Raw genomic sequence first — 16680 nt, forward strand, 5'->3', positions numbered from 1 at the left:
AAAACAAGAAAGCCCCAGCATTTCTGCTGAGGCTTTAGTGTTTGGAGCGACTCGACCGGATGCGGGCACGAGGTTCACCTCACTCCCGAACCGGGGTCTCAAACGAGGTCAATACAACTTGCACCAACGAAAAAACCCTAGCATTTCTGCTAGGGTTTTCAATTTGGAGCGACACACGAGGTTCGAACTCGTGACCTCAACCTTGGCAAGGTTGCGCTCTACCAACTGAGCTAGTGTCGCATTTGTCTTTTCAGACTAAATTTGAGATGGTGCCCCGGGCCGGACTTGAACCGGCACAACGCGAACGTCGAGGGATTTTAAATCCCTTGTGTCTACCAATTCCACCACCAGGGCACGCAAAATCCTTTGCGATGGAGACACCATCTTGATACCGCCTTCAAGGCCATATCACTATAATTTGGAGCGACACACGAGGTTCGAACTCGTGACCTCAACCTTGGCAAGGTTGCGCTCTACCAACTGAGCTAGTGTCGCATATTCTCAAAGAGAGAATGGAGGCGCCTCCCGGAGTCGAACCGAGGTCCACGGATTTGCAATCCGCTGCATAGCCACTCTGCCAAGGCGCCTTCTTGTTGCTCATGAGGCTTTGCTTTTCACTTTCGTTTTGAGCAGTTCCTCTTGAGTACGGGAGGCATTTTACGCAATCAGGAAAATGAGTCAACACGTTTTTTGATATTTTGAATCGTTTGACCAAGAAATACCCAAAAAGCGCCAATTTGCTCAATTTTCTAGCAAAAACATGCACATTTAAGACTAGAAAACTTGTCAACTTACCAAAATATGCCTAACTGACAAGCCTAATTGAGCTTACCTATCATCGCATTCGCAAGAGCCATATCAAAGATTACGCCGCGCTAAAATGCAAAAAGGCGAGCTTACTGCTCGCCTTAATATTCAATACTATTATTCGTTGCCGCGCTAACTACTTATCAGCGTTAAGCAAATCGTCTTTTGCCGCTGCAAGATATTGCATCATTGACCAATACGTCAAAACCGTCGCGACATACAGTGCCACATAGCCAACCCAAATCATCCAATCGTCATAACGCCAAATCAGCACCCAGAGCGCAAACATTTGAGAGACAGTTTTGACTTTACCAACCCAAGATACGGCCACGCTCGCGCGTTTGCCAATCTCCGCCATCCACTCACGCAGTGCAGAAATAATAATTTCTCGAGCAATCATGGTTACAGCTGGGATGGTCACCCAAATAGAGTGGTAATGTTCGGTGATAAGAATAAGTGCAGTTGCCACGAGGACCTTATCGGCAACAGGATCGATGAAAGCCCCAAAACGGGACGTTTGACCAAGCTTTCTCGCTAACATCCCATCGAGCCAGTCAGTGAAGCCTGCCACCCAGAATATCATAGCGGCTGCAAACGGCGCCCAGCTATACGGAAGATAGAAAGCAACGACGAACACGGGGATGAGAAATAATCTCAACAAAGACAGAATGTTAGGGATGTTTAAACGCATATTATTATCGGCTCTATTTTACTGCCTGTTTATGTTGCGGGATTTTCTCTACTGTTTCAATGCTTGATAGATGTTTTCTGCCAAAGAAATGCTAATTCCTGGGACTTTGGCGATTTCTTCTACACTTGCACGTTTAAGTTCTTGCAAACCACCCATGTATTTTAACAAGGCTTGTCTGCGTTTCGGGCCAATACCCTCGATGCCTTCTAGAGGACTGGTTCGACGCGCTTTGGCGCGTTTCGCTCTATGCCCAGCAATCGCATGATTATGGCTTTCATCACGAATGTGTTGAATTAAGTGTAGTGCCGGTGCATCGCTTGGTAAGTTAAACTCTCTACCTTCTGGAGTGATAAGGGTTTCGAGACCGGGTTTACGGGTTACACCCTTAGCGATACCAATCATTAGTGGGCGTTTTGGCCAATCGTCCCAATACTCAGAAACTATGTCCACCGCACGGTTTAGCTGACCTTTACCACCATCAATAAAGATAATATCCGGAATTTTATCTACATCGATCTGTTTGGAGTAGCGGCGTTCAAGCACTTGTCCCATGGCTGCATAATCATCACCACCGGTAATGCCGGTAATGTTGTAACGTCGATACTCCTGCTTCACAGGCCCTTCTTGATTAAACACAACACATGACGCGATGGTGTTCTCACCCATAGTGTGACTGATATCGAAACATTCCATACGGGCGATGTTTTCGATGTTCAACGCATCTTGAAGCGCTTTGAAGCGTTGGTTGATGGTCATCTTGTGATTGATCTTTGTCGTGATCGCCGTCAACGCATTAGTGTTCGACAGTTTCAGGTAGCGTCCCCTCGCCCCTGTCGGATTGATGTGGAATACGACTTTACGACCCGCAATTTCCGTTAAAGCCTTGGACATGTCATTGACGTCTTCCACCAAGCCATCATTAAGGATGATGCGAGTCGGAATCGTGCGTGACTCAGAGTGGTTGAGGTAGTACTGACTCAAGAAGCTGTAAAACACCTCTGACTGCTCAGTATTGTTCGGTATCTTAGGAAAATGACTGCGACTACCTAAAATCTTGCCTTGTCGAATCATCAAGATATGAACACACGCCACACCGTTTTCCTGAGCAAAACCCAATACGTCCATATCGTCATCACTGTCTTCAGAAACAAACTGCTGTTCTTGAACACGCCTTATCGCCTGGATCTGATCGCGATACTTAGCCGCTTGCTCAAAGGCAAGGTTACGGCTAGCGTCGTCCATTTTCTCCACCAGCATTTGCACCACATTCTTGTCTTTACCTTGTAAGAACAAACGCAGTAAGCCAACCAGTTCCGTATACTCGTCGTCGGAAATAATAGAACTCACACAAGGACCGGCGCAGCGACCAATCTGATACATCAGGCATGGGCGACTTCGATTAGCGTAGACAGAGTCTTCGCACTGTCTAACGGGGAAGATGCGCTGTAACAGGTGAAGTGTTTGTCTTACGGCACCAGAATCTGGATAGGGTCCGAAATACTCCCCTTTTTTGCGCCTTGCTCCGCGATGCATGGATAACCGTGGATGCTTATGACCAGACAAAAAGATGTACGGATAGGATTTATCGTCTCTCAACAGTACGTTGTATTTAGGCAGGTACTGCTTGATATAGTTGTGCTCAAGAATTAACGCTTCCGTTTCGGTATGCGTTACTGTCACGTCTATTTTATTGATGTTACTGACTAACGCGCGCGTTTTTTCACTATCGACACGTTTTCGAAAGTAACTAGAGAGGCGTTTTTTAAGGTCTTTGGCTTTGCCGACGTAGATAACGACCGACTCGGCGTCGTACATACGGTAGACGCCGGGTTGGTTTGTTACGGTTTTGAGGAAGGATGTTGAGTCAAAAATGGGTTCCGACACGCGATGTTCTCAACTACAACGTCTCAGTATCTAGCATTCCATGTCGAATCGCTAAGTGAGTCAGTTCAACATCACCGTTGATATCCAGCTTGCTAAACAAGCGGTATCGATAGCTGTTCACGGTTTTTGGGCTCAGGCTCAACTGCTCTGAGATATCCGTTACCTTTTGCCCTTTAGTAATCATCATCATGATTTGAAGTTCACGTTCAGAAAGATCTTTGAACGGGTTCTCTGATGCTGATGAAAACTGGCTTAGCGCCATCTGCTGAGCGATCTCAGGAGAGATGTAACGCTGACCGCTGTTGACTAGACGAATGGCATTCACCATTTCATCAGGCGCAGCGCCCTTGGTCAGGTAGCCCGCGGCACCTGCCTGCATAACTTTTGTCGGAAATGGATTTTCCGTATGCACAGTTAACACGATGATCTTAATGTCTGGATTATGGCGAAGGATTTTTTTCGTCGCTTCTAGTCCACCAATGCCAGGCATATTCATGTCCATTAAAATGACGTCAACATGGTTGCTACGACACCATTTTACGGCTTCTTCACCACTGTCAGCTTCCCCTGCTACATTCATTCCACGGACGTCTTCGATAATACGTCGTATCCCTGTGCGAACCAGTTCGTGATCATCTACAAGGAAAACATTAATCAAACTTGTATCTCCACACTTATCTATTGGCTCTGCGACCACTTGAGGTTAGTGGATAGCAGCATGGCTGACTATCATACCTCATGTTACGATTAAATGCTCCCATACAAATCGTGCACGGGCGCAAAGTTTGCGAAACACATTACGACGAAGATTCAGCGTCGTCAATCAGAAAAACTTTAAAATCATTAGGTTACAAATCATACAACCATTAGCTATCTCTAACCTAACCCCCCGATTTATGGGCATAAATCCCCTTTACACCCCTATGAAACATCTAGCACACTATACTCTAGATATTTGCAAAATCTCGATATAAATCACTATTCTAGAAACAAAGTGTTACCACTAAAGTTTAGCTCATATTGAGGTACTTTGGCTCTGGATAGACCTTTGTTACACTTGCTCATCACTCAGAGCTATTATTGAGTAAATATTTTGCACAAAATTTACTCAGTCACAGCATACCATGTAGGAATTCGCGTCATTTGGACATTCATCAAGGCTTCTTGTTAACCCGCCAAGCGAGAGACTCTCGTTCAGGTCCACAGATAGAGCTGTGGCTCTCTACCCCACAAGGTCCTGCACAAGTCCTCATAGACGGGCAAAAACCCGTATTTTTCGTACCTACCGCGACTAAAGAGTTGGTGCACAGCGCGGCTAAAGAAGCAGGTCTCGCGATCACGGTTAATGACGTTGAAATGACAAGCTTCGATGGTCAAACCCTTGCTGCGGTATATAGCAACTCGATAGCGGCCGCACGTCAGCTCAACGACAAGCTTATTTCTCTTGATGTCTTAGTATTAGAGGCAGACATAAAACTCGCTGATCGCTTTCTTATGGAGCGGTTTATTCAGGGCAGCTTAGCCGTTGCTGGGAAGAGCGAAGTGGTCAACTCGGGGCTTCCTAATCAATTTTTGAGAATCACCGATGCCAAATGTAAGGCACATGATTATCAACCTGATCTCAACGTAGTTTCTCTCGATATCGAGTGCTCAGAAAAAGGTGTACTTTATTCAATCGGTCTAGACAGTCCAAAAGACAGCAGAGTGATCATGATTGGCGAGCCGCAAGCTTGCGAGACACCGACACAATGGGTCAGTGATGAAAAATCCCTACTGCTGGCCCTCAATGACTGGTTTCAAGCTTTCGACCCGGATGTTGTCGTCGGTTGGAGCGTAATCGACTTCGATTTTAAGCTGCTGAACAAACGTGCCGAGTTCAACAACGTGGTACTGTCACTCGGTAGGAATAGCCAGAAAATCTATTTTCGCACGCTACCGTCGAGTCAACAGAGTTTTATCACCATGCCCGGTAGAGTGGTGTTGGATGGGATTGATACGCTAAAAACAGCGACCTATAACTTTCGTTCTTGGTCGCTCGAATCTGTATCACGTGAGTTATTAGGCGAAGGCAAAGCAATACATAACGTGCACGACCGTATGGATGAAATCAATTCGATGTTCCGTCGTGATAAACCGTCTCTTGCTAAATACAACTTGCAAGACTGTGTGCTCGTAAATCGGATCTTTGACCATACTCATCTACTTCAGTTTGCTATCGAGCGTACCAAGCTGACTGGTGTGGAGCTAGACCGCGTCGGAGGCTCAGTCGCGGCGTTCACCAATCTTTATTTACCAAGGTTACACCGTGCTCACTATGCCGCCCCCAACCTTCACCCAGAAAACTGGGTAGCTAGCCCTGGCGGTTATGTCATGGATTCCATTCCCGGCTTGTATGATTCGGTGCTGGTTTTAGATTTCAAAAGCCTCTATCCATCGATTATTCGCTCTTTTCTCATTGATCCTATGGGACTGATTGAGGGGCTAAAGCAGGAAATAGGCAAAAATAGAGACCAAGCCGTCGCAGGATTTCGAGGGGGTCAATTCCACCGTACACAGCATTTTCTTCCGAATTTGATCCAAGATTTGTGGAAAGCGCGCGACGTTGCAAAAATCAACAATGAAAAGGCATTCTCACAAGCCATTAAAATTATAATGAACTCGTTTTACGGCGTGCTTGGCTCCTCTGGCTGCCGCTTTTTTGATACTCGACTCGCCTCCTCTATCACCATGCGTGGTCACGAGATCATGAAAACCACTAAGAAGCTGATTGAGGCCCAAGGCTACCAGGTGATTTATGGCGATACCGATTCGACGTTTGTCTCTCTAAATGGAGCATTCACACCTGAAGAAGCCGATCAGGTAGGTAACGACTTGGTCACGTCTATCAATCAATGGTGGACCGAGCATCTAGAGCAGGAGTACCAACTAACCTCAATTCTTGAGTTAGAGTACGAAACCCACTATCAACGCTTTTTGATGCCAACAATACGTGGCTCAGAGACTGGCTCGAAGAAGCGATATGCCGGCCTTATCGGTCAAGGTAGCAACGAAAGACTGATTTTCAAAGGGCTTGAAAGTGCCAGAACCGACTGGACAGCCTTATCTCAAGAGTTCCAGCAGACACTCTACATGATGGTGTTTAAGCATCAAGATCCGACGGATTACGTGCGTGAGTTTGTCGAATCAACACTAAGAGGCGAACATGATGACCAGTTGATATATCAAAAACGGCTTCGTAGAAAGTTGCATGAGTATCAAAAGAACGTTCCGCCTCAGGTTCGAGCAGCAAGGATGGCGGATGAGATTAATCAGCAGTTAGGGCGTCCTTTGCAGTATCAGAACCGGGGTCGTATTGAATATGTGATAACGGTTAATGGACCTGAACCAAAAGAGTATCAGCGCTCCCCTATCGACTATCAACACTATATTGATAAGCAGCTACGACCTGTCGCAGAAGCTATCCTGCCATTTATCGGAATGAACTTCGATGATTTAAGTGCGCCTCAAATGGGGTTGTTCTAGCGAAAGACCGTGGAGCCGAAGAATAACGAAAGCGACTAATAGCTGGAAGCCTAGGCCTTGATTAACCTATCTTAAACTCCGTTTTTTGATATTCCTTCACTAGCCATGGTGCAAAGTCATCAAGCAGACCAACAACAGAGCGTTTCGGGATCACTCGCTGCCCTAACAATATTCCAAGACGCTCTATCGTCTGTTGTCGCTCAGGATAATAATCGAGAAACGCTCGGCCACTTTCTAGAGGATCGTCCAGCCAACGTTTGGTTTTATGCAATACCAGACCATATGCAGCGCGAAGTAATTTTTTTGCTAACTGTCGCTGCGCGCTCAATTGTGATTGGGCGTCTTCCGCTAGAGCAACTTCTCTTCTCAGAATGGCAGCGCTCTGCTCAATATCCATATTCCACTGTTTGGCAATTTCCCAACTAGGTACATAGTGACCAAAGCACTCGGATAAGTCCTCACCATAAACGTTGGTGCAACATTGCTTGAGCAAAAAGCCCCAGGTGAACAACGCCGACAATGACGCCACCTCGCTGACCAGCGCAGTGCGTACAGCTAGCCCTTTCACAAACGGAAAATCTTTCTGAAATCGCCAATTGATGGCGTTAAATAATGACTTTTGACCCGCTGCTAACGGTCTGTGCGTGACGAGCACCACATCAAGGTTCGATACATTGGGGATGGCATTACCATTCGCCACCGACCCATAGATATAGACACTGTGTAGATTGTCCTTCAAGCCTGACTTTAGGCAAGCGATAAGATCTTCAACAACAGGAACATAAGTCGGCTGAGGGATAAACTGATTGATTGGCGACTGGATTGGCACGTGGTTACTTTGCAGCGTTGAACATGTCCCTATTCTACGATTGGCGAATTTGGGATTCAACGTTGATTTGTGGCAGGTGAGACACAATTCCCTTCTTGAGCAAACCTAGATTTCGAACGTATAATTGACTGTCTATACAAAAAACGAAGGAAATATTCCATGCCTAAGGCAAGTGAGCTTAAAAAAGGTTTTGCGATTGAGTCAAATGGCAAAACGTTGCTAATCAAAGATATCGAAGTCACCACTCCAGGTGGCCGTGGCGGCGCTAAGATCTACAAGCTACGTTGTACTGATTTGGCAACAGGCTCTAGAGTTGATGAGCGTTTCAAATCAGATGACACACTTGAAACGGTAGAAATGAACAAGCGCAACGTAACTTTCTCTTACGTTGACGGCGATGAGTACATCTTCATGGATAACGAAGACTACAGCCAGTTCACATTCAAGCACGATGAAATCGAAGATGATCTACTGTTCATCAACGAAGACACGCAAGGTGTTCAAGTTATCCTAGTGAACGGCAGCGCGGTTGGCCTTGAGCTACCATCGTCTGTTGAGCTAGTGATCGAAGAGACAGACCCTTCAATCAAAGGGGCTTCAGCGTCTGCGCGTACTAAGCCAGCTCGTCTATCAACAGGCCTGACTGTGCAAGTACCTGAGTACATTGCACAGGGTGACCGCGTAGTGATCAACACTGCAGAACGCAAATACATGAACCGAGCGTAAGTTATGTCAGAACTCATTTCATACGATGACGTGATCGAAGCGGCGTACGATATCTTCCTAGAAATGGCGCCTGATAACCTTGAGGCTGCTGACGTAATCTTATTCACCGCACAGTTCGATGATCGCGGCGCTGCTGAGATTGTAGAGACGGGCGCTGATTGGGTGGAACATGTTGGCTTTGAGGTTGATGAAAGCTATGCGGAGGTTCGCATTGGCCTAGTAAACGAAGAAGACGATGTGTTGGATGATGTGTTCGCGCGCTTACTTGTGAGCCGTGATCCTGACAATAAGTTCTGCCACATTCTTTGGAAGCGCGATTAGCGTCAAACCAAATCGAACAAAGCCCAGCATCGCTGGGCTTTTTGTTGTAATCACCAAACGTACGTTACAGACATGCCTGCTCCGCGTGAACCCGCATACGGAGTTAAATGAACGTTTTCATCAAGCTTATCGGTAAACAGCCAACCGGTGAACACACCAATTGCGGCGCCTGCTGCTACATCACGCCAATAGTGCTTATCCGCTTGAACGCGCCCGACACCGACAAGTGCTGCTACCCCGTATGCAGGAAGGCCTACTTGCCAACCTTGACGAATATGAAGCGTCGTCGCTGCAGCAAAAGCATTGGCGGTATGATTGGAGGGAAAGCTATTGTTGTCGCTACCATCGGGTCGCGGCGCGTCAAACGTGTATTTGCCAACAAGCCCAATGGCAGAAGCTGAGCCGATACTCAAGCCCGCTTGCCAAACCCCTTCCCAATCGTCTTGATAAGCAGGCAATCCAGCAGCAAGGCCCACCAAACCATATGCACCTATGTCGCTGAAGGTATTCCAAGCATCTTTATTGGTTGCGTGGCTGAGCGGAATATAGGTGATAAGAGTGAGAAGTAGAAAAAGACGTGACATAACAAACGGTAAGCAGGGAATGATGAGCAGAGAGTTTACATCATCTTTGTTTTTCTGCATACCGTATGAAATGTCTTATTACGGTTTGAAGCGTGTTTTTGTTAGCGAGCTTTCGCAGACTGTTTCTTTAGTTCAAAATCGAACTCTTCTGGAAACAGCACCACACCCTCTTCATTTTGGTTAGGGAATACCACAACAGCAAGCTCGTCGTCTTCAAGACCGTAAGTCCAACGGCTGTGCCATTTATTGAGTGAAATCGCTTCAGCTTTACAATTATCCCACTCGCCCGTAGCCCACTGCTCAGCCAGCTCTTGATGCGGCCATACAGGAACGCAATCTTCATCTTCCGTATTGAGCATGACACAACCGTGCTCGTCCGTCAGAATCCAGATTTGACGTTCTTGTACCATGGTTTTCACACTGTACTTCAGTCTTTTCTCTTCATCGTAACGAGAGATTTCATCAATTTGATGTTGTTCTAATGCCATTGCAGCGCGCCTTTTAGTTTATTTGTCACTCTAGAAACTAGTGTTAAGTCTAGAATATCGGAATTAAAAAACCCCAGCACCAATGACCTTTTGTCATGGTAACTAGGGCTTTGTAAGACTTAGTGAAAAGTTACACTAGCTCGTTTTGTAGCCAAGGCCAGCCTTGCTTCTTACGGCTCAGTGTGTTTTCCATCATTAGCATGCCGTCTTTTTCATGCTTAACAAGCTTCTCAGCCCACTCACCTTTGTAGATTAGACGAGTTTGAGCGGTTGTGATGTCTGTTAGCATTACAGCAGCGAAAGCAAGACCTTCTTCTTCGCAGCGGCGAGTTAGATCAGCTTCTAGTGCTTCGATCATGCCATCAACTTGCTCAAGTGTCGCAAGCTCAACCTGACCAACTACCACGTCACGACCATTGAATGGGTACGCTTTAAGATCTTTTTCTACTAGTTCAGCAGCAGATAGACCTTCGATGTTTGTTTTAGCGATCAATAGATCTTTGATGAACGCGTCTAGATCTTCAACACCAGCGATTTGTGCTAGTTCTAGAACGGCATCTTTGTCTTTTTGAGTACAAGTTGGAGATGCGAAACCTACTGTGTCAGATAGGATTGCAGACATCATTAGAACCGCTAGTGGGCGAGTGATTTCTGCTTGCTCCATCTTGAATAGGTTAAATAGGATGGTACAAGTACAACCTACAGGCCAGATCCAAGCTTCAAGAGGGTTTACTGTCATCACATCACCTAGACGGTGATGGTCAACAATACCTAGGATTTCTGCTTCGTTGATATCGTCCGGCGCTTGCGCTAGATCTGTGTAGTCTACTAGCCAAACTTTTTCACCAGCAACGCTTGTGCGTAGTTCTGGTTGGTCAACGCCTGCTGTTGCAAGAATGTGTTGCGTCTCACGGTTAATCTCGCCTTGACGAACTGGCGTCGCTTCAAGACCACGAGCCTTTAGAAGTTCTGCAGCAACAAGTGCACCACAAATGCTATCACTATCTGGGTTTTTATGACCGACAACTAAAATCATTTTGCTTCCTAACTAATTCTGATCATTCAGGCGAGATCGCCTGTATTACTCTCACAGGGGCGATACTTTACCTGATTTTCGCGATTTGTCATCGGTTGATGTGCGATTGGGCCGATTCTTTCGTCACCCAGAACCATAAATATTATTGAGAATTATTCTCATAAGGATATACTTGATAATCATTATCATTTACACCTAGTGTCACTTATGTATCTGGCAAAAACACTTGGCTTTAAAGATGGATTGTCCGTCGACCAATTTGCACCTAAGTATAAACGGTTATTGTTGCCGGTAGCTCTCTCGGTGCTGTTGCTCAATACTGGGACTCGTGACGTCACTATGAACGCATTAGCGGATGCATTCTGGGCTGTATCCTGTTACGTTGCCTTCACCCTTGTTGTCTACCATCAAGTCGCACGGATGATCTCGAGCAAAAATCGAGTTGTCGAGTTGTATCATCAGTCTCCCACCTACCAAGTTTTGTTTTCATCAGCATTAGGAGCTTTGCCAGGTTGTGGTGGCGCCATCATTGTCACTACCCAGTTTGTGGCGGGGCGTGTTGGATTTGGTTCCGTCGTCGCCGTGTTAACGGCAACGATGGGTGACGCAGCGTTCTTATTACTCGCCAGTCAACCTAGTATTGGATTTGGGATGATGGCGTTAGGTGTTGTTGTCGGTTCTATCACTGGGCTGATAATCAATCGCCTTCATTGTGAAGACTTCTTGCGTCCGAGCCCTGAAGGTAAAATCAGTTCAATGTTAAGCACCGTCACCTCCTCGGCAAACTGCGGATGTGACACTTGTCTTAGTGGTAGTAACCCTTTACAGAGGAAGGTCATTAACCTCCAAGGGCTATTCTGGTCATGGTTAATCGTGCCAGCAATGCTCATCGCCTTTGCCATGTCTTTTCAAATCGATATCAATGCGGTAATTGGAGTTTCACAAGGCACCATTGAGTGGACAGGCGCGATACTAGCGGTAGTGATGATGTTTCTTTGGGCGTTTACTAAAGAGATTAAGGATTACCAAAGTACGGTCGCAGAAGATAATAAAGCCTCAACATCGCACCCAATGCAAAAAGCCGCACAAGACACCCACTTTGTGAGTGCATGGGTTATTGTCGCTTTTCTAACGTTTGAGCTGTCGGTTCATTTTGCCCACATAAACTTGGGCAATGCTTTATCTGGATATGGCGTTTATATGCCATTTATTGGGATGTTAGTTGGTCTGCTGCCGGGTTGTGGACCTCAAATTTTGGTGACCAGCCTTTACCTGACCGGAGCAATGCCCTTATCTGCGCAAATCTCCAATGCCCTTTCTAACGATGGCGATGCCTTATTCCCGGCGATTGCTCTGGCGCCTAAGGCAGCGCTGGTCGCGACGTTCTATTCTGCTTTACCAGCGCTGATTGCAGGCTACGGATACTATTGGCTGTTCGAAATCTAACTCAGTTTCTAGTCGTCAGAAAGATGTACGATCGACACAATCGCTCGGCTGCTTAGTCCTCGATTTACGGGGACGATTTGAATCTGCATCGGATCATCATTGAGCTTTTCTCCTGTCCAGAAATCGTACCAATCACTTGGAAATTCTGTCGTTAGCGTGTACTCATTGACATCATCATCGTAGTGGAACAAGCAATGCAGTCTTCTCTCTTCTGACAACTTAAGTGTTGAATGATTAAGTGATAATGACGTAAACACAGAGGCGTTATTGGTCTGCTTTTGTCTTGCGACTAAGCGCATTAACGTCTCTTGTGCAAAAGGTGTCAGCTCTGGCAACGGATCGCCCGATAACAACAGTCCACCTGAGGCCAGCAGCACATCACGGTGGAACTCATACGCTTGGCGGTCGGTACCTTGATTTGGTAAAGAGGTAAAGGTGGCACAGTCAGGGTCAATCAACCAAAGGCGTTGATGCTGCCAGCTGCGATAAAACGTTTCTTTCGCTATCTGCTCGAAACGATGAATATTGCGCTCTACATCATCGGAGACGCGCATGGCATCAACAAGCCCCAAGGATGGCCACATAGGCGCGTTACAGCCAAGCACTAAGGCATCGCCTGCACCTTCGTTGATCGCAGCCATACCCAAGCGATACGCTTCGACTCCTGTCGCACCGCGCTGATATCGCGAACCCTTTAGCGTCCCCCAATAGTTGGCATCGAGTTTAAATAACTCTACCCCCCACTCTTCGCGCATTGTTTTTACTACCTTGGTGAGATGCGCCTGAACCTCTGGATGTGTCGCATCCAAAATATACCAAGGGGTACAGCGCCAGCCTCCATAGGTAACATCCTCAGCTTTAAGTAACTCACCAGATGGATGTCTTAAAAACCAATCGGGATGATCTCTAAAGATGTCCGATTCCACCTGAGCAATAAAGGGAGCCATCCAAATCGCAGGTTTTTTGCCCTGCTCTCTAATGCTGGTTATCACTGATTGAACACCACCTTCAAATTTGTCTGAAGGCGATAGCCAATCACCCATAAAGGCTTGGTATCCGTCATCAAGCAGCACCCACTCAAGGTCAGTCATCTGTTCACTCATAACAAGGGTGTTGTCGATGACGTTCTGCTTGGTCACTTCGGCATAATAGGCATACCAAGAGCACCAGCCAATTGGACTGTTTTGACTCACCCCTTGCTTGGCCGGGTGGTGATTCGCTATGCAATCCGCATATTGTGCATAAATGCTTTCTAAGCTGTTACCATGAATCACAACTAGAGACTCTAGTGCATTACTCTCCCAGTGTTGTGGATCACTGTCCTCACCATCGAGGCAGGCAACCACATCTAGGCTGTGACCATTTTGCTCGACCTCAAAAAAACCTGCAAAGCGATGACATGAGGTAAAGCCATAAAGCTGAAAGCCCGTCGACTGCTCAATCACTAGGTAGTTGTAAAATCGCTGCGGTGCATCCGCCGGGTAGATTCGATAGCTTTCATTGTTATCTGGGCAGCGTCCAACATCGACCAGTGCGCCAACTTTACCCGTGGTTTGACACAGCATTTGAAAACCATCACCCAATAGCTGTGCACTGGCCTCAATCTGATTTTCAAATCGCACGAGAGGCGTTCGAGTAGGTAAAGATTGGATAAGAACACTTTGATAATGGAACGTCAGTTCCTTGCCATCAAGGCGCACCTCAATGTGTGGATTTATTGCTAGAGCATCAAGCTCTGGAGAGACAGGAATATACTCGGTCATTATTACTCAATCTTTTTGTCCTATACATATTGAGTATATTGTTAGGTAAAAAAAAACCCATCGTTACCGATGGGTTTTGTGTTCTAGTTGGCACTTCGAGACGTTATACGACCTCGATTGGACCACCAAACGCAGTAACTGGCGGTACCTTGCCAGTGAACTTCTCGAAGTCCACCAAGCAAGTGTTCGCAGATGTTGCCTGTGCTAGCTCAGAAGATGGGATATCTTGCGTAAGCGTGTTTGGATCGCCGTAAGTATCTAGCGCGCCAATCTTCTCGTTTAGCGGGCCATACCAAGCACCTTCCTCGATACGAACCACACCCGCAGCATAGCTATCGGTCACAACCGCACCAGCCAGTAGCTGACCACGATCGTTGAACACGCGTACTAGATCACCATCTTTAATGCCCTTGGACTTCGCATCTTCAGGGTTGATGTAGATAGGCTCACGACCCTGAACCGCGTATGTTGCACGGAATTCTTCCGACTCACACATTTGTGAGTGTAGGCGCTTGTCCGGGTGGCAAGATTGTAGCCAGTATGGGTGTTTGTCAGAGCCTGGTCCACCGTGTGAACGTTCAGACTTTTCAAACCACATTGGGTGTTCTTGGCAATGCTCGTAGTTCATGTTACCGATAGTACGGCTAGTGATCTCGATAAAGCCAGAAGGTGTACCTAGTGCGTTGATCTCTGGATCTTCACGGAAGTCAGCATGACGTACCCAAGGTTTACCTGTACCGAAATCTAGGAAGCCTTTTTCCCAGAACTCTTCAAACTCCGGAAGATCGAACTTACCTTTGTTCGCTTCTTTACAGTTGTTGTAAAGCGTTTTCACCCACTCCATCTCGTTCATGCCACGAGTGTAGTCGTCAGAACGGCCCCAGCGAGCGGTTAGCTCTGTCATGATGTCGAAGTCAGTCTTCGACTGGAACAATGGGTCAACTAGCTTGTGCATCGCAATCAGACCGCGGCCTGAGTATGCACCATAGCCATCAATATCGTTGCGCTCAAACTGAGTACATGCTGGCAGCACGATATCCGCAAAGCGACAGGTTGCCGTCCAAGCGAAGTCGATAGACACAACCGTGTGAAGGTTACGGAACGCTCTCTTCATACGGTTACGGTCTTGGTGGTGATGCCAAGGGTTGTTACCACTAAACACCATCATCTTCACGTCAGGAAGCGTTACCACAGAACCGTTTGAATTGATCTTCTTACCCGGCTCAAGCAGCGCATCCACCCAACGAGCTACTGGGATTACACGGCTGTAACCGTTGAAATCTTGGTTCGTGTGCTTAGGCGTCTGACCTTGATCGATGTTCAACGGGAATGAGCCAGGAGCCGCGAATCCAGTTGACGGTACACCGATACCTGAGTAGTGGTGACCATATGACACGCCGCCACCAGGTAGACCAATTTGGCCGATCATTGCAGCAAGTACCGCACCCATCCAATATGGCTGTTCGCCATGCTCTTGGCGTTGGATACACCAGCCAAACAAGATCTGTGTACGACCTTTAACCAGCATGCGAGCGAATTCGCGGATCTTGTCAGCAGACACGCCACAAATTTCAGCTGCCCATTCTGGCGTTTTCTCAACTTTGTCTTTAGTTTCACCTTGAACGTACTTGATGAAATCATCGAAACCTAGGCAATAAGTATCGATAAATTCCTTGTCGTGAAGATCTTCGTTATACAGTACGTGTGCCATACCTAGCATGAATGCTACGTCTGACTGTGGGTTCACATAAAGATGTTCGTTGCCTAGGTAGCGCTGTGTTTTGTTCTTCACAGGGTCTACAGAGATAACGTTGATTTCTTTTTTGGCTACCTTCTCTTTCAGCTGCTCTAGATACGCGAATGACTCGTGCGTTTCACATGTCCAGCCAACCTGAAGGTTCTTCACAGGGTCGTTTGCCCAGAGAATGATGTTGTCACTGTTCTCTAGGATCAGTTCCCAAGACGTACCTTGTGCATATACTTCGGTTGAACCCAAAACGTATGGCAGGATTGTTTGACCAGCACCTGTTGAGTAGTCACCTACTTTCTTCACAGAATACCCGTGTAAGCCCATAGCGCGTTGCATATGGTTGTTACAGCTATGCATCTGACCGGTTTGACGCCAACCTGTTTGACCTGTGTGAAGTGCCCATGGACCGTAGTCTTTCTGAACACGCTCTAGCTCACGGTAGAACAAGTCTAATGCTTCGTCCCAAGTGACACGCACGAAACGGTTGTTACCACGAGTCTCAGCCGCGTACTTGTGCTTTTTCAGCCAGTCTAGGCGAACCATTGGATAACGAACGCGTGAAGGGCTGTAGATAATACCTTTAATGCCATCCAACATGTCTGTTGGGTATTTATCGACTTCTAGCGGTTTGATTTCTTGAACCTTACCACCCCAAACTCGGGCGCGAAACGCGCCCCAGTGTGAACCAGATACCTTCCAGGTGCCATCGGTTTCAGCGGCGCTTGCAGATGCTGACGCCAACAGGCTAGGACCGATTAGTGTTGCTGCACTCGACCCTGCAACGCCTTTAAGGAAGCTTCTTCTTGTAATTGCCATTTTATAACTCCAATTGA

Annotated in this window: 13 protein-coding genes and 4 tRNA genes; 4 read left to right on the forward strand and 13 right to left on the reverse strand. The window is 46.9% G+C overall.

Annotation, left to right across the window (positions count from 1 at the left end):
* Window positions 1-164 precede the first annotated feature (164 nt).
* The 7 genes from AC6I8U_RS10495 to uvrY all read right to left on the reverse strand — a co-directional run bounded on the left by AC6I8U_RS10495 (window position 165) and on the right by uvrY (window position 4040).
* A tRNA-Gly gene (locus AC6I8U_RS10495) sits at window positions 165-240 on the reverse strand.
* A gap of 27 nt (window positions 241-267) precedes the next feature.
* Window positions 268-354 (reverse strand) — tRNA-Leu (locus AC6I8U_RS10500).
* Between the two features lie 65 nt (window positions 355-419).
* A tRNA-Gly gene (locus AC6I8U_RS10505) sits at window positions 420-495 on the reverse strand.
* A gap of 18 nt (window positions 496-513) precedes the next feature.
* Window positions 514-587, reverse strand: a tRNA-Cys gene (locus tag AC6I8U_RS10510).
* Window positions 588-943: 356 nt separating this feature from the next.
* The gene (pgsA, locus tag AC6I8U_RS10515) at window positions 944-1498 is read right to left on the reverse strand and encodes a CDP-diacylglycerol--glycerol-3-phosphate 3-phosphatidyltransferase (RefSeq protein ID WP_042499384.1); all 555 of its coding nucleotides are present in this window, start codon (window positions 1496-1498) and stop codon (window positions 944-946) included.
* A 48-nt stretch (window positions 1499-1546) separates the two neighbouring features.
* Window positions 1547-3382: an excinuclease ABC subunit UvrC gene (uvrC, locus tag AC6I8U_RS10520; RefSeq protein WP_252014125.1), complete on the reverse strand. Its 1836-nt coding sequence runs from the start codon at window positions 3380-3382 to the stop codon at window positions 1547-1549.
* 13 nt (window positions 3383-3395) lie between these two features.
* A complete protein-coding gene (gene uvrY / locus AC6I8U_RS10525) occupies window positions 3396-4040 on the reverse strand; it encodes a UvrY/SirA/GacA family response regulator transcription factor (protein ID WP_006075673.1) in 645 nt (214 codons plus the stop codon).
* 485 nt (window positions 4041-4525) lie between these two features.
* On the opposite strand from uvrY, the gene AC6I8U_RS10530 reads away from it, so the two are divergent.
* Complete coding sequence (locus AC6I8U_RS10530; protein ID WP_498016822.1) at window positions 4526-6904, forward strand: DNA polymerase II; 2379 nt, start codon at window positions 4526-4528, stop codon at window positions 6902-6904.
* A 61-nt stretch (window positions 6905-6965) separates the two neighbouring features.
* On the opposite strand, the gene AC6I8U_RS10535 is transcribed toward AC6I8U_RS10530, so the two are convergent.
* Window positions 6966-7733 carry a nucleotidyltransferase domain-containing protein gene (locus AC6I8U_RS10535; RefSeq protein ID WP_498016823.1) on the reverse strand — a complete coding sequence of 256 codons (768 nt, stop codon included), beginning with the start codon at window positions 7731-7733 and terminating at the stop codon, window positions 6966-6968.
* 159 nt (window positions 7734-7892) lie between these two features.
* Here AC6I8U_RS10535 and efpL point away from each other — a divergent pair, with 159 nt between their 5' ends.
* Both efpL and AC6I8U_RS10545 read left to right on the forward strand, forming a co-directional pair.
* Window positions 7893-8459: an elongation factor P-like protein EfpL gene (efpL, locus tag AC6I8U_RS10540; RefSeq protein WP_128648540.1), complete on the forward strand. Its 567-nt coding sequence runs from the start codon at window positions 7893-7895 to the stop codon at window positions 8457-8459.
* Between the two features lie 3 nt (window positions 8460-8462).
* A complete protein-coding gene (locus tag AC6I8U_RS10545) occupies window positions 8463-8780 on the forward strand; it encodes an HI1450 family dsDNA-mimic protein (RefSeq protein ID WP_042477477.1) in 318 nt (105 codons plus the stop codon).
* A 50-nt stretch (window positions 8781-8830) separates the two neighbouring features.
* Here the strand turns inward: AC6I8U_RS10545 and AC6I8U_RS10550 are convergent, their stop codons facing one another.
* From AC6I8U_RS10550 to AC6I8U_RS10560, 3 genes are all read right to left on the reverse strand, one after another.
* Window positions 8831-9364, reverse strand: coding sequence for a phosphatase PAP2 family protein (locus AC6I8U_RS10550; RefSeq protein WP_498018354.1), 534 nt, complete (start codon window positions 9362-9364; stop codon window positions 8831-8833).
* A gap of 101 nt (window positions 9365-9465) precedes the next feature.
* On the reverse strand, window positions 9466-9852 hold the full coding sequence (locus AC6I8U_RS10555) for a DUF2750 domain-containing protein (RefSeq protein ID WP_042477479.1): 387 nt from the start codon (window positions 9850-9852) through the stop codon (window positions 9466-9468).
* A gap of 130 nt (window positions 9853-9982) precedes the next feature.
* Window positions 9983-10888, reverse strand: a complete 906-nt coding sequence (locus AC6I8U_RS10560) for a manganese-dependent inorganic pyrophosphatase (RefSeq protein WP_112462057.1) — start codon at window positions 10886-10888, stop codon at window positions 9983-9985.
* 207 nt (window positions 10889-11095) lie between these two features.
* On the opposite strand from AC6I8U_RS10560, the gene AC6I8U_RS10565 reads away from it, so the two are divergent.
* Complete coding sequence (locus AC6I8U_RS10565; RefSeq protein WP_498016824.1) at window positions 11096-12334, forward strand: putative manganese transporter; 1239 nt, start codon at window positions 11096-11098, stop codon at window positions 12332-12334.
* Window positions 12335-12342: 8 nt separating this feature from the next.
* Here the strand turns inward: AC6I8U_RS10565 and AC6I8U_RS10570 are convergent, their stop codons facing one another.
* Window positions 12343-14097: a glycoside hydrolase family 36 protein gene (locus AC6I8U_RS10570; protein WP_498016825.1), complete on the reverse strand. Its 1755-nt coding sequence runs from the start codon at window positions 14095-14097 to the stop codon at window positions 12343-12345.
* 103 nt (window positions 14098-14200) lie between these two features.
* Complete coding sequence (gene torA, locus AC6I8U_RS10575; protein ID WP_498016826.1) at window positions 14201-16663, reverse strand: trimethylamine-N-oxide reductase TorA; 2463 nt, start codon at window positions 16661-16663, stop codon at window positions 14201-14203.
* Window positions 16664-16680 lie beyond the last annotated feature (17 nt).

The sequence above is a fragment of the Vibrio sp. KUL80 genome, from assembly GCF_059725495.1.

Bases quoted from the DNA above. Each gene is read 5' to 3' on its own strand.
- AC6I8U_RS10570 (WP_498016825.1), bottom strand. From the start codon at position 14,097: ATGACCGAGTATATTCCTGTCTCTCCAGAGCTTGATGCTCTAGCAATA.
- AC6I8U_RS10555 (WP_042477479.1), bottom strand. From the start codon at position 9,852: ATGGCATTAGAACAACATCAAATTGATGAAATCTCTCGTTACGATGAA.
- AC6I8U_RS10545 (WP_042477477.1), top strand. From the start codon at position 8,463: ATGTCAGAACTCATTTCATACGATGACGTGATCGAAGCGGCGTACGAT.
- efpL (WP_128648540.1), top strand. From the start codon at position 7,893: ATGCCTAAGGCAAGTGAGCTTAAAAAAGGTTTTGCGATTGAGTCAAAT.
- pgsA (WP_042499384.1), bottom strand. From the start codon at position 1,498: ATGCGTTTAAACATCCCTAACATTCTGTCTTTGTTGAGATTATTTCTC.
- torA (WP_498016826.1), bottom strand. From the start codon at position 16,663: ATGGCAATTACAAGAAGAAGCTTCCTTAAAGGCGTTGCAGGGTCGAGT.
- AC6I8U_RS10550 (WP_498018354.1), bottom strand. From the start codon at position 9,364: ATGTCACGTCTTTTTCTACTTCTCACTCTTATCACCTATATTCCGCTC.
- AC6I8U_RS10565 (WP_498016824.1), top strand. From the start codon at position 11,096: ATGTATCTGGCAAAAACACTTGGCTTTAAAGATGGATTGTCCGTCGAC.
- AC6I8U_RS10560 (WP_112462057.1), bottom strand. From the start codon at position 10,888: ATGATTTTAGTTGTCGGTCATAAAAACCCAGATAGTGATAGCATTTGT.